Source organism: Winogradskya humida (assembly GCF_016862215.1).
GTDB classification, from domain to species: Bacteria; Actinomycetota; Actinomycetes; order Mycobacteriales; family Micromonosporaceae; genus Actinoplanes; species Actinoplanes humidus.
Genome location: NZ_BOMN01000085.1, coordinates 1 through 11048 on the forward strand (window position 1 = coordinate 1; position 11048 = coordinate 11048).

An 11048-nucleotide genomic window follows, 5' to 3' on the forward strand; every position below is an offset into this window, starting at 1 on the left:
TGGGCGCTGTGGGGGGATTGGTGTCGCCATTAGCTCTGTACAGGTTGCGGTCTACGGGCGATTTTGAACTTGGCGGTGACGTCGGTAGGGGCATTCGGGTCGACGAGTTTCGCGATGAGTCGATCAGGTGTGGCTTTTTGGGGGCTGTGTCGTGGTGTGAGTGACGCCAACTGTCAGGCTGACGCGAAATGTGCGGGATAGAGCGTCCGTGCGTCGATTGGTTGGCCGGCCTCCATGGCCGCGCGGGCGCGCAATGCTGTGCCCGAGTCCATCTGCGCCGAAGCTGTTGCCGCCGTCTCGGGGCTGAGCTGGGCAAGGACTGCCTCCGCATTCTCGCGGCTCACTCCCGCCAACATGAAGGCCACCTGTCCGGGGGGCTGTAGTTCGAGCATGGCGGCCATAGATCGTGGTGCTACCGCAGCCAGAATGGCCAGTGCCGTAGCCACAGGGATGCGGGTGATCGCGGCGTTTGCCTCGTCTGGGGGCATCTTCTCCAACAATGCCGCGGCGCGCGGTGGCGGCAGCCGAGTCAAGACGGCCCCGATCTCGTTCGCTCCGATCGCCCTCAATACTTCGACCGCTTCCTGTGCATCGTTCATCGCGGCCATTAGCTCCGCCGTGACATCGGGCTCCAAACCGGCGAGAAAATCGTCGGTCTGATCCGGGCCCATTACCTTCATCAGACCGGTCACGCGCTGTGGCAGCCCAGCCAGCAATTCCGTCATACGACCGGGCTCCATCGCAGTCAGCAGCGCAGCCAGCGCGTGATCCGACGGAAACTCAGCCAGTGTCCTTCGCGCTTGCGGAAGCTCCATCAGAGCCAGCGCGAGCACCGCAGCTCGCGATGACTCCACCAGGGCGAGCAGGGAGCCGGCTTGCTGGGGGGCAATCGACGTCAGGATCGCGGCGACGCGGTCCGGCTTCATGGCGGAGAGCACACCGGAGGCCACGCCGGGGTCCAGGGTGGCCAGCAGATCAGCGGCGACGCGTGTCTTCATAGCGCTCAGTGCGGTCGCCGCCTTGTCCGGGGACAGGCAAGCCAGCAATGCCGCCGCTTTCGACAGCTCGATTGCGCTGAGCCCCTCGGCGATCCAGCTTGTGTTCTCAACAGTTCGCAGGACTCCGGCAGACCAGCCGTCGTCGACGTTGGACAGGACTTCGGCGAGTTGCGCCGGTCGAATGACAGCGATCATCTCGCCAGCACGATCGAGGGGCACCCTGGTCAACAGCCTGCACAAAATGTCTGCGTGCATGGCATTCAGCAAATCCACCGCGTCTTCCAGGTCTGCCGCGGTCAGCAGCGCGGCAGCTCGCTGGGCATCCATCTCAGCGAGCGCTGGGACTGCCCGGTTGACGTCCATCGCAGCGACCAGGAACGCCGCCTGTTCCTGGTCCATCCGGTCCAGGGCCGCAGCCACCCAAGCGGGATTCTCCACCGCCGTCAGAGTCTCGGCCACCCGCGCCTGGTCGGCCTGCTGCAACACAGGTACGGCTCGCTGGGGCTCTAGCTTGCCAAGCGTCCCTGCCCGCTGAAGCAGGGGCATGCTCAGCAAAACCTCCGCCGCGGCCCGCGGTGTCAGAACCATCAGGCTCCTCGCCGCTCGACTTGATGAGTGGGTGTCGTCGATGTGGATGGCGGCCAGCGCTGGCTCCGCGATCATGATGGGCGGCCGGCGGCGGAGTTGCCAGACCCGGTGTCGTGCTTGAGTCCACTCCACCAGCTGATGGCCCGGCACTCCGCAGGCCTTCGCGAGAAGGTAGACCACCTCTCCGCTGGGCAGGATTCGCCCCGACTCCGCGTTGCCGATGGTGCTGTGCGGGACTCCGCTGAGGGCGGAGAGGTCCCGCAGCGTGGGTGCGCGCCCTGGCCGGGATCCCTTCGCACTCAACCGAAGTAGGGTCAGATGGTGGGCTAGGTCCTCCAGCGTTCGCACCGACGTGGGTTGGGGCTGGATGGCCGCTCCCCGGTCGAAGGACGATGCGGGATCCGTCATGGTCCGATGATGACCGACGCCATCCCATCTTGTCCCATGATCTCCCACCCGAAATTGGCGTGCACCGGTTGCTCCGACTCTGTCCGCGAACCCTGACGCAAAGGTTCCCGTCGTGCTGTCCTTCTCGGACATGTCGCGTACAGGACGCGGCCCCAGCGGGGAGAGCACGATGCAGAACGAAGACGGAAGGCGCCGCCCCGCTGCGGGGTGGAGTGCCCGGGACCGGATCGTCGCTGTTGCGGCCGGAACCGGCGCGGCGACCGTTGTGGCCATCGCCGGACTGGCACTTGCCGATGCACCGACAGCCGCCTATGGCGCGGCCGGAGCTGTAGGAGCGAGCGCTCTGACCGCGGTCAAGGTTTACCTGGGCAGGAAACCCTCGTGACCGGCGCCGCTGATGAGCCGCGGTGGACGCAGCATTTGGCCCGGGAGGACCGGCGAACTGGCTTGCGGCGGGAGCTGTGGGGAAGCCAACCCTGGGTTAGCCCGCGTTGCCGGGGCGCTGCAGGGATCACGGGGCGGCGCGGGGGTGGGGAGTGGTCTAGATTCGGGTGGCTCGGCAGGGTTATGGAGGGAGATCGCATGGTCAAGAAGATGGTGGCGGGGTTGGTGGCGGCCGCGGTGGTTGCTGGTGGGGTTGGGGTGGCGTCGCCTGCTCAGGCGGCCGGTGCTACTCGGTATACGTCTTCGACGGTGACCAACGCGGCCAAGAGTGCTCGGATCGAGGCTTACGTCTGGATCGAGAACGGTACCGGCAAGATCTTCGCGAGCTATGAACTCACTGATCTGAAGGCGGACGGCTACGCTCCGCGCGGTCGGATTTCTTACTACCAGGGCAGCAAAGTGGTCTGGGTGGAGGCGAGTACCTGCAGCGGCGGGGCTGGTGAGGCGTGCGACCATTTCTCGACGATGACGTTCAGCCCGAAGGATGTCAGCTCCCTCGAGGTGGAGGTCTGGAACGGGCCGAACGGGCCGCACGTGAGCAAGCACGTGGCGCTGCCCTGATCCTGCCCACCTGAGTGGACCGGTGGTGGTCAGCCGTGTTCGCAGGCTCGGCCGGTGGCGATCATGTCGTTGTAGTCGTCGATCTTGGTGCGGAGGCGGAGCGCCTGGATGAGGTGGACTGCCCGGATGGTGGCGGGGTAGTGGCGGCGGCTGTCCTCCGGGGCACGGTGGACCGCGGGAATGATGCCCTCGCGTTCGTACCAGCGCAGTGTGTCGGGAGTCAGGCCGGTCAGCTCCGAGAGCTCACGAATGCCGAGAGGGACGTCGGCCGGCGTTGTCATCCGGCCCAGGTTACCCACCGCCATGCCATCACCCCAGGTCGCTGATGACGAGTACGAAGCGCCAACGGACGTCGTTGCGTTCCAGCCTGGCCATCGCGTCGCCGACCTCGCGGGCCGGACCTTCTCGACGTCGGCGACGATGCCGTGCTGGGCGGCGAAATCCAGCATCTCTCGGGTGCGGGGACGGCCACCGCCGGCGGAGGCCGTCAGGCGCCGGCGACCCGGAGCGCCCTTAGGTACGGGGACGGGTCGTGCTTGGCGGAGGCCGTGTCGAGAATGAAGCCGAAGCGGCCGGCCCGCACTGCCATCGCCTCGGTGTCGCGGGAGATGATCACTTCGTCCGCGCCGAGCTCGTACGCCGGCGTCTCCTTGCCCGCTGATGTGGTGAAGACCGCGACCCGGGCACCGAGCGCCTTGGCGAACTCGACCGCGAGGTGGCCGAGACCGTCGAGGCCCACGACCCCGATCAGCCGGCCGGGCCCGACGTCCCAGCGGCGCAGCGGCTCGTACGTGCTGATGCCCGCGCACATCAGCGGGGCCGCTCGCGCGGGGTCGAGGCGGACGGCTGGGCGTAGGCGAAGGACTCCCGGACGAAGGTTTCCCAGCGGCCACCGGGTTCGAGCAGGGCCATTCCCGTTGTTCTACGCATGGGGCGAGACGCTAAGCGTTGGGGTGCACTCCAACGCAAGGTCACCGCGGGTTGCGCGGAAGGTGGCGTTCGTAGCAGAGGGACTGGGGTGAGCCTTCGTAGGCGCCGAAGAGGGGGATCGCTGTGTAGCCCTCTCGCTCGTAGAAGCGGATTGCGTCCGGCTGGGCCGTACCTGTCTCCAGTTTGAGGGTCGTCCATCCACGGTGGGCTGCGGCAGTTTCCAGGGCGCGGAGCAGGGCTGTTGCGACGCCGGAACCGCGGGCCGGCGGGGTGACGAACATGCGCTTGATCTCGGCGGTTGTCGGGTCGAGGCGGCGGAGGGCTCCGCAGGCCAGGGGGTGGCCGTCGGGTGCGGTGGCGACCAGGAAGACGTCGATGTCCGCGGCTGATGGTGCGGTGCCCGGTTCGTGGTCGCCGGAGCCGTAGCGGGCGTCCAGTTCGGCACGCTGGGCGACTCGGAGCGCGGTTCCCGCCGGGTCGTTCCAGGCGCGTTCCTCAATTGACCACGTCATGGCGTACCTTCCGGTGGCTGATCTTCGTAACAAGCGTTACGGTAACATCTGTTCTGAATCGAGGGAGCGACAGATGTCACGTACGGCTGATCGCCCGGCGCAGGGCGAGGCGCTTTCCCGGGCGGTCTGGGACGTGCTGGCCGACCAGGGGTTGGATCGGCTGACCGTGCGGGCCGTGGCGGCTGCCGCCGGGTGCACCACCGGGCTGGTCATGCATCGGTTTCCGAATCGGCGGGCGTTGCTCGTGCATGCGCGGGAATTGCTGCACGAGACGACCAGGGGCCGGGTCGAGGCGCTGGAGGCCGGGGCGGCTTCTCCTCGCGAGGCCTTGCGGGCGGTGTTGCGTCAGGGGATGGCGATAGATGCGGCTACGGCGCGCGAGAGTGTTGTGTGGACCGGGTTTCTAGCCGCGGCCGTCGCCGATGAAGAGTTGCTCGCTACGCACCGGCAGAACAATCGGGCATGGCGGGAGCGGGTCGAACGTCTGGTGGCGGCTGCCGCGCCGGAGTGGCCGGGCGGGCGGGTCGCCTCGGTGACCCTGGGGCTGATCGCCATGACCGAGGGGATGGCGGCCTTCGGGGCGGCAGACCCGGTCGCCTATCCGGTGGCTGACCAGGAACGCATGCTCGACGACGCGCTCGCCGCCTACGGCCTCGACGCGGGGACCGGCCGCCGGGGCGCACCCTGAGCGAATCGGGACGACGCGCTGTTCCTCGTCGAGCGCCGCACCGGTGACGAAATCACTCGTTCGGGCGACACCGTTGCGGGCACCGGAGCGGTCTCGATGACGACGGGCTCCGGGAGTGTCCCCACCCCTGCCGCGGCCGCCACCGTCGGCAGGGGTGGGAGGGGAACAACCGGCACCATGACGGCGGCTTCGCCGAGGTCGTCGGGGTGCCGGCCGGTGGTCGTGCGGGTGCGCCGCAGCCTGAGCAGGACTGCCACCACGGCCACCGCCAGGAGAACCATGAGGGTTGTCACCAGCAGCACGGGGGCACGACCTTCCGTCGGGGCTCGCGGCGGCGGGTGGCGGCCCGTACCGTTGGTTATCTAGCCAATGACGCTAGCAAAGGATGGCCTTTCAACCAATGGTCCGTCCGCCTCAACCACCACTTATGCTTCTTGGATGAGTTTCGGCGGCTACCTCAAGGAAGCGATCCAGGCCGCCCGTTTCCCGACACCCACCCACTTCGCACGGGCGGTCGGCATGGACCCTTCCGTCGTGCTGCGCTGGCTGAGTGAGGAGCAGCGGCCCACGATCCGCTCCATCGAACGGATCGCGCCGGTGCTGGGCAAGAGCATCAACGAACTGGTCGTGGCGGCGTACCCGGATCGGGTAGGTGGCTCTGCACCGGAGCCGCCGGCGACCCACCCGCTGGTCCACGAGCTGGCCCGGATGCTGGCCGACGACTCACCGATCCCGGCGCCGGACCGCCAGGCCCTGGAAACGGTCCTCGACCGCATGATCGACCCCTACCGGAAAGTCCTCCGCCGGAGGCGATCGGCATGACGATTGTTCGCATCAAGCGCCGGATGTCCGTAATCTCGGGACCATGACAGCGCGGGGCGGATCGGGCGCACTCCATCTCCAGGTGAGCAAACTGCTCGTCGGTTCCATCGTGCTCGCCATCGCGGCGACCGGCGCGCTGGTCGTCACCCTGATCGTCGGCTTCCCCCAGAAACCAGGCCCGCCGCCCGGCACCCCCGGAGTGATGCCGGGCCCACCACCCGACGAACGCCCCGTCGCCGTCCTCATCGTGCTGACCGGCCTCGTCGTGCTGGCCTGGCTGGCCGCCCTGATCGTCTCGGCCCGCGACCTCGTCCTGCAACGCCTCAGCCTCGCCGGCGAAGCCCCCACCGCCGCGGACCCGGCCCAGATCCGAAGCCTCCTCGAAGAGGTCCGCACGGAACTGGCCGCCGACCGCGAACGCGAATGGCAAGCAATAACAGAACGCCTCTTGGAGTACGCCGACCAGCGCGAAACCGATGGTTATCTCAACGGCATGCGCGTAGCGACCGCGGGCGACCCGATCGAGGCCAACGTCCACCCCCTGCGCCGCCCGCCCACCCAGCGTTGAGCTGCCTCACCCGGTCGACACCAGGTGCGCGAGCAGCAACGAGTTCATGATTTCCGGGACCTGCTCGGGGATGTTGTGCCCCACACCGGAAAGATTCCGCAAGGTGTACGGCCCGGTGACCCAATCCCGGGTCGCCTGAACCCCCGAGGGGGCAACAAACGGGTCCTCTGTGCTCGCCACGAACAACGTCGGCACGCGGACCCGCTCCTCGTACCCCTCAAAGTCATTGGCGCGGTACCAGTTCAGAGCGGCCGTCAACGCCCCCGGCTCCGACAATCGCCGGAAATACTCGGCGCACTTCTCCGGCGCGACCCCTTCCAGCACCGGCGGCCCGTTCGCCAAAATCTGATCCTCCGGAATGGGCGACGGCTGCCGGAAGAAATCAATGTAGCCAGAAGCCGCCTGCTGCTCGGGATCCGTGCGAAGCGCCTCGGCGAAAGCCCCCGGATGCGGCACCGAAACCGCGGTCAGCGACCGCACCTGAGTCGCATACCGAGCCGCGGCAATCCACGCGACAGCCGCACCCCAGTCATGCCCGACCAGATCGAACCGCCGCCACCCGAGCACCCCGGCAATCGCCCGCACATCGGCAACAGCGTGATCCAATCGATAATTCGCCACCCCGGCAGGCCGTACGCCAGGCGAATAACCCCGCTGATCGGGGGCAACAGCCCGGAACCCCGCGGCACCCAGAGCACGCAACTGCTCGACCCACTCGATACCGAACTCCGGGAAGCCATGCAGGAGCAACACCTTCCGCCCGTCCCGAGGCCCCGCAGCGACCGCATCGAACACGCCCACAGCGGTCGCGATCCGCACCGAGTCGATCCCCGGCCGCCCCGCTCCCGCAGCCGTCCCGGCCGAGCCAAGCCCTGCCACCCCTGCCCCGACCCCGGCAGCTATCCCCATGAAACGACGACGTGAGTACGTGATCCCCATGCCCCACAGCCTGTTCGCCACTCCCGCCCCGGCGCATCAGGGCACCCCCGTACGGGTCATGACAATCCCCGGCACCTTCATCGCGGCTGCCCTGGGCGTCGCGAAAACCGACGGCATCGCCTGGATCGAACTCATCATCGAGGTCGCCCTCCCCGCCGGACTCCGCAGCCGCCGCTGACCCCCGGCCCACGGCACGGGCCAGTGAAGACGCCGTATCAGCGCTCCCGCCGACGGCCGCCGACGAGGCTCACCCTCATCGCAACGCAGGCACGAAGGCATTGAACACTCCCGCGGCATCCTGACCACAAAGGGCCCCACCCCCGGCACCCACCGCACCCACCGCACCCACCGCACCCACCGCACCCACCGCACCCACCGCACCCACCGGAAGTAACCCGCCGCCAACTCCCTCACAGCGCCCACCGCACCGCGGGGCGTCCGGGGGCTCGGCCCCCGGAACAAAATGCGAAAAAACCCCCGCCCACCTTCCGAAAGGAAGTGGGCAGGGGTTTCCTGTTTTGTAGCGGGGACAGGATTTGAACCTGCGACCTCTGGGTTATGAGCCCAGCGAGCTACCGAGCTGCTCCACCCCGCGCCGACTGCTTCATAAAGCTAGCACGGCGTGAAGGGCGGCCTCGGGGGTGGGGTCAGCAGGTGGTGGTGCCGCTGCCTTTGGCCCACTTGCAGGTGTCGATTGTTTTGCCGGCGGCGGTGCGGAGGTACGCCGTGTCGCCTCCGTTGTTCCAGATGTAGGCGCTGCTCTTCCAGTAGCGGTTCGTGGTGCTGTTGGTGCCTTTGCCGGTGTAGAGGTAGAGGTTCTTGCCCGCGGCGAGCTTGGTGTCCGTGGCGAATTTGTACGTGTGGTTCGCGGCGTCGCGTACGGTCCAGCCTTTGAGGTTGATCGTGGTTTTGGTCTTGTTGGTGAGGCGGGCCCATTCGTTGTTGAGGCCGGCTTTTGCGGAGCTGTACTGGATTTTCGTGAACTGGACGGCGCCGGCGGAGATCGTCGGGGTGGTGGGGGAGCCGGTGACGATGGTCGGGGTGGCGCCGCGGAGGAGGTTGTTCGAGGGGTCGGCGTCGATCACGGCGCGGAGGTAGGGGTGCTGGCCCGTCAGGGTGGCGGTGAAGGTGGCTGCCGGGTCTGAGGTGTAGCCGCCGGCCAGGTCGGTCCAGACGCCGTTCCAGCCGCTCTGGACGTGGACGTGCAGGTTGGGCTGGGACGGGTTGGCCGTGACGGTGGCGGTGGTTGTGCCGCTGCTGGTGGTGAGCGTCAGGGTGGGGACGATGCCCATGGCGACGGCGACGTGCGAGGAGGTCAGGCCGTCGGCTTTGACGTAGAAGCGGAAGCCTGAGTCGAGGATGCGGGTCAGCGTGTATTTGCCGGCGCTGGTGGCCTTCGTGGTGATGTAGCCGCCGTTGGTGTAGTCGGGCGACGGGTAGAAGTCGTTGAAGACGTACGCCGATTCGTACAGTTCGACGGTGGCGCCGGGGGCGGCTGTGCCAGTGATGGTGATCGGTCCGTAGCCCTGACGGCTGGCCGGCACCGAGATGGTCGGGGTGGTGGCAGCGGTCGCCGGGGCGGTGAGGCCGAGGGTGGCGGCGCAGCCGAGGGTGGCGGCCAGTGCCGTCATGCGGGCACGCATCAAGGTTCTCCTAAGCGGGGGAGACACCAGCCTAAAAAAATCACTATGAGTAGTCAGCCCACCGGACGGGCCTGGTTGATGACTGGTCGGATGAGTGCAGGACGCGACGCTGTGTCACTGAAGGTAGGGTGTGCGGGTGTTGCAAGCCGATTGCGGGAGTTGTGCCGGGCTGTGTTGTGTCGCTCCGGCTTTCGCCAAGTCATCCGATTTCGCGGTGAACAAGCCCGCGGGTAAGGCCTGCAAAAATCTGGGTGACGATTTCCGGTGCGGCATTCATGAGCAGTTGCCGCAGAAGGGCTTTCCGGGCTGCGTCGTTTTCGACTGTTTCGGCGCCGGGCAGCAGGTCACTCAGGTGACTTTCGGCGGCCGGAACTGGCGCGACACCCCGGGGATCGCCGGGCAGATGTTCGCGACCCTGCCGGTCATGCGCCAGCTGCACGAGCTGCTCTGGTATCTGATCGAGGCGCTGGCGCTGCCCGCGGCGCAGAAAATTCACCCCCGGTTGGAGCAGGCCAGGGACGAGACCGTCGAATTGACTATGGGTACGCCCGAAGCCCTGCTCTCGCTCGACCTGGACGCGTACCGGTCAAAGGTCAATCCGCTCCTGCAGAAAGCCAGCGAACTGGCCCGGGCCAAGTCCGGCGGTCGCCGGGCGGATCACCGCGGTGCCGATCTGATCGGGCGCAAGCTGCGCGGCGCTGACCTGCGTGGTGCGAGTTTCCGGGGCGCCCTGCTGATCGGGGCGGACCTGCGGGAGGCAGACCTGCGGCTGGCCGATTTCACCGGCGCGGATCTCCGCGGGGCCGACCTGCGCGGGGCAAACCTCACCGGCGCGCTGTTTCTGACGGATTCCCAACTGAAGGCCGCGGTCCGCTAGCCCCTAAACTGATCACTCGGATCGATCGAGCTCGTGGAGCGTGTGGTCATGCAGGTGCCCGGCCTTGTCTGGACCCTGACCGTGGTGGGGATCCTGGGCTTGATCGCCTTCGACTTCTACTTCCACGTCCGGCGCGCGCACATCCCGTCACTCAAGGAAGCCGGGCTCTGGTCGTCGATCTATGTCGGCATCGCGATCCTCTTCGGCCTCGGCGTGCTGCTCTTCGGCGGCCAGGACATGGGCGCGGAGTATTTCGCCGGCTGGGTCACCGAGAAGGCGCTGTCGGTCGACAACCTTTTCGTCTTCCTCGTGCTGCTGGGCAGCTTCAAGGTGCCCCGCGCCGACCAGCAGAAGGTGCTGCTCTTCGGCATCGTCTTCTCACTGATCGCCCGGACCGGTTTCATCTTCCTGGGCTCCGCGCTGATCAACCGGTTCGCGTTCGTCTTCTACCTCTTCGGGCTGATCCTGCTGATCACCGCGGGAAACCTGCTGAAGAGCGATGACGACGATGACGACGAGCGCACCGCGGACAACGTGCTCATCCGCATCGCCCGCCGGTTCCTGCGGACCTCCGAGGAGTACGACGGGGACAAGCTGTTCACGGTCCAGGACGGCAAGCGGGTGATGACCCCGATGCTGCTGGTGATGGTCGCGATCGGCGGCACCGACATCCTCTTCGCGCTCGACTCGATCCCGGCGATCTTCGGGCTCACCCAGAGCGTCTACCTGGTCTTCACCGCGACCGCGTTCTCGCTGCTGGGCCTGCGCCAGCTCTACTTCCTGCTGGACGGGCTGCTGGACAGGCTGATCTTCCTGTCGTACGGGCTGGCGGCGATCCTCGCGTTCATCGGCGTGAAGCTGATCCTGCACGCCCTGCACGAGAACAACCTGCCGTTCATCAACAGCGGTGACCCGGTGGACGTCGCCGAGATCAGCACCGGGCTCTCGCTCGGCGTCATCATCGTGGTCCTGATCATCACGGTGGCGGCGTCGCTGCTCAGCCCGAAGGGGCGCGCGCAGACCTACACCGCGGCGGCCCGGCGGCACGCGGCGGCATTCCTCGACGTCGA

14 protein-coding genes, 1 tRNA gene and 1 pseudogene are annotated in these 11048 nt (G+C 67.3%); 8 read left to right on the forward strand and 8 right to left on the reverse strand.

All coding sequences use genetic code 11. The annotated features are described in order from the left end of the window. Positions 1-173: 173 nt before the first annotated feature. Positions 174-1994, reverse strand: a complete 1821-nt coding sequence (locus tag Ahu01nite_RS28625) for a magnesium transporter MgtE N-terminal domain-containing protein (protein WP_203839761.1) — start codon at positions 1992-1994, stop codon at positions 174-176. Positions 1995-2163: 169 nt separating this feature from the next. On the opposite strand from Ahu01nite_RS28625, the gene Ahu01nite_RS28630 reads away from it, so the two are divergent. Further along, a complete protein-coding gene (locus tag Ahu01nite_RS28630) occupies positions 2164-2379 on the forward strand; it encodes a hypothetical protein (protein ID WP_203839762.1) in 216 nt (71 codons plus the stop codon). A 197-nt stretch (positions 2380-2576) separates the two neighbouring features. After that, positions 2577-2999, forward strand: a complete 423-nt coding sequence (locus tag Ahu01nite_RS28635; RefSeq protein WP_203839763.1) for a hypothetical protein — start codon at positions 2577-2579, stop codon at positions 2997-2999. A 29-nt stretch (positions 3000-3028) separates the two neighbouring features. Here Ahu01nite_RS28635 and Ahu01nite_RS28640 read toward each other — a convergent pair whose 3' ends face one another. The 3 genes from Ahu01nite_RS28640 to Ahu01nite_RS28650 all read right to left on the reverse strand — a co-directional run bounded on the left by Ahu01nite_RS28640 (position 3029) and on the right by Ahu01nite_RS28650 (position 4441). Continuing rightward, positions 3029-3280, reverse strand: a complete 252-nt coding sequence (locus Ahu01nite_RS28640; protein WP_203839764.1) for a MerR family DNA-binding transcriptional regulator — start codon at positions 3278-3280, stop codon at positions 3029-3031. 206 nt (positions 3281-3486) lie between these two features. After that, positions 3487-3810 carry a zinc-binding dehydrogenase gene (locus tag Ahu01nite_RS28645; protein WP_203839765.1) on the reverse strand — a complete coding sequence of 108 codons (324 nt, stop codon included), beginning with the start codon at positions 3808-3810 and terminating at the stop codon, positions 3487-3489. Positions 3811-3970: 160 nt separating this feature from the next. After that, positions 3971-4441, reverse strand: a complete 471-nt coding sequence (locus Ahu01nite_RS28650; protein ID WP_203839766.1) for a GNAT family N-acetyltransferase — start codon at positions 4439-4441, stop codon at positions 3971-3973. 73 nt (positions 4442-4514) lie between these two features. On the opposite strand from Ahu01nite_RS28650, the gene Ahu01nite_RS28655 reads away from it, so the two are divergent. Beyond that, complete coding sequence (locus Ahu01nite_RS28655; RefSeq protein WP_203839767.1) at positions 4515-5129, forward strand: TetR/AcrR family transcriptional regulator; 615 nt, start codon at positions 4515-4517, stop codon at positions 5127-5129. On the opposite strand, the gene Ahu01nite_RS28660 is transcribed toward Ahu01nite_RS28655, so the two are convergent. Continuing rightward, complete coding sequence (locus tag Ahu01nite_RS28660) at positions 5087-5431, reverse strand: hypothetical protein (RefSeq protein ID WP_203839768.1); 345 nt, start codon at positions 5429-5431, stop codon at positions 5087-5089. The genes Ahu01nite_RS28655 and Ahu01nite_RS28660 overlap by 43 nt on opposite strands. A 136-nt stretch (positions 5432-5567) precedes the next feature. On the opposite strand from Ahu01nite_RS28660, the gene Ahu01nite_RS28665 reads away from it, so the two are divergent. Further along, the gene (locus Ahu01nite_RS28665; protein ID WP_203839769.1) at positions 5568-5951 is read left to right on the forward strand and encodes a helix-turn-helix domain-containing protein; all 384 of its coding nucleotides are present in this window, start codon (positions 5568-5570) and stop codon (positions 5949-5951) included. A 43-nt stretch (positions 5952-5994) separates the two neighbouring features. Further along, positions 5995-6519, forward strand: coding sequence for a hypothetical protein (locus Ahu01nite_RS28670; protein ID WP_203839770.1), 525 nt, complete (start codon positions 5995-5997; stop codon positions 6517-6519). Positions 6520-6525: 6 nt separating this feature from the next. Here the strand turns inward: Ahu01nite_RS28670 and Ahu01nite_RS28675 are convergent, their stop codons facing one another. Next, positions 6526-7338 (reverse strand): alpha/beta fold hydrolase, encoded by an 813-nt coding sequence (locus Ahu01nite_RS28675; protein ID WP_203839771.1) that lies wholly within the window; start codon positions 7336-7338, stop codon positions 6526-6528. Positions 7339-7426: 88 nt separating this feature from the next. On the opposite strand from Ahu01nite_RS28675, the gene Ahu01nite_RS28680 reads away from it, so the two are divergent. Further along, positions 7427-7636, forward strand: coding sequence for a hypothetical protein (locus tag Ahu01nite_RS28680; RefSeq protein WP_203839772.1), 210 nt, complete (start codon positions 7427-7429; stop codon positions 7634-7636). A gap of 343 nt (positions 7637-7979) precedes the next feature. Here the strand turns inward: Ahu01nite_RS28680 and Ahu01nite_RS28685 are convergent. Both Ahu01nite_RS28685 and Ahu01nite_RS28690 read right to left on the reverse strand, forming a co-directional pair. After that, positions 7980-8053: transfer RNA gene (locus tag Ahu01nite_RS28685), tRNA-Met, on the reverse strand. A 52-nt stretch (positions 8054-8105) separates the two neighbouring features. After that, the gene (locus Ahu01nite_RS28690) at positions 8106-9101 is read right to left on the reverse strand and encodes a lamin tail domain-containing protein (protein ID WP_203839773.1); all 996 of its coding nucleotides are present in this window, start codon (positions 9099-9101) and stop codon (positions 8106-8108) included. 214 nt (positions 9102-9315) lie between these two features. Between Ahu01nite_RS28690 and Ahu01nite_RS28695 the strand changes: the two genes are divergently transcribed. Both Ahu01nite_RS28695 and Ahu01nite_RS28700 read left to right on the forward strand, forming a co-directional pair. Next, positions 9316-9978 (forward strand): pentapeptide repeat-containing protein, encoded by a 663-nt coding sequence (locus tag Ahu01nite_RS28695; protein ID WP_239159215.1) that lies wholly within the window; start codon positions 9316-9318, stop codon positions 9976-9978. A gap of 48 nt (positions 9979-10026) precedes the next feature. Next, a pseudogene (locus Ahu01nite_RS28700) lies at positions 10027-10977 on the forward strand (TerC/Alx family metal homeostasis membrane protein); the annotation flags it as partial. Between the last annotated feature and the right edge of the window lie 71 nt (positions 10978-11048).

Bases quoted from the DNA above. Each gene is read 5' to 3' on its own strand.
- Ahu01nite_RS28630 (WP_203839762.1), top strand. From the start codon at position 2,164: ATGCAGAACGAAGACGGAAGGCGCCGCCCCGCTGCGGGGTGGAGTGCC.
- Ahu01nite_RS28680 (WP_203839772.1), top strand. From the start codon at position 7,427: ATGAAACGACGACGTGAGTACGTGATCCCCATGCCCCACAGCCTGTTC.
- Ahu01nite_RS28625 (WP_203839761.1), bottom strand. From the start codon at position 1,994: ATGACGGATCCCGCATCGTCCTTCGACCGGGGAGCGGCCATCCAGCCC.
- Ahu01nite_RS28665 (WP_203839769.1), top strand. From the start codon at position 5,568: ATGAGTTTCGGCGGCTACCTCAAGGAAGCGATCCAGGCCGCCCGTTTC.
- Ahu01nite_RS28670 (WP_203839770.1), top strand. From the start codon at position 5,995: ATGACAGCGCGGGGCGGATCGGGCGCACTCCATCTCCAGGTGAGCAAA.
- Ahu01nite_RS28640 (WP_203839764.1), bottom strand. From the start codon at position 3,280: ATGACAACGCCGGCCGACGTCCCTCTCGGCATTCGTGAGCTCTCGGAG.
- Ahu01nite_RS28690 (WP_203839773.1), bottom strand. From the start codon at position 9,101: ATGCGTGCCCGCATGACGGCACTGGCCGCCACCCTCGGCTGCGCCGCC.
- Ahu01nite_RS28635 (WP_203839763.1), top strand. From the start codon at position 2,577: ATGGTCAAGAAGATGGTGGCGGGGTTGGTGGCGGCCGCGGTGGTTGCT.
- Ahu01nite_RS28645 (WP_203839765.1), bottom strand. From the start codon at position 3,810: ATGTGCGCGGGCATCAGCACGTACGAGCCGCTGCGCCGCTGGGACGTC.
- Ahu01nite_RS28655 (WP_203839767.1), top strand. From the start codon at position 4,515: ATGTCACGTACGGCTGATCGCCCGGCGCAGGGCGAGGCGCTTTCCCGG.
- Ahu01nite_RS28650 (WP_203839766.1), bottom strand. From the start codon at position 4,441: ATGACGTGGTCAATTGAGGAACGCGCCTGGAACGACCCGGCGGGAACC.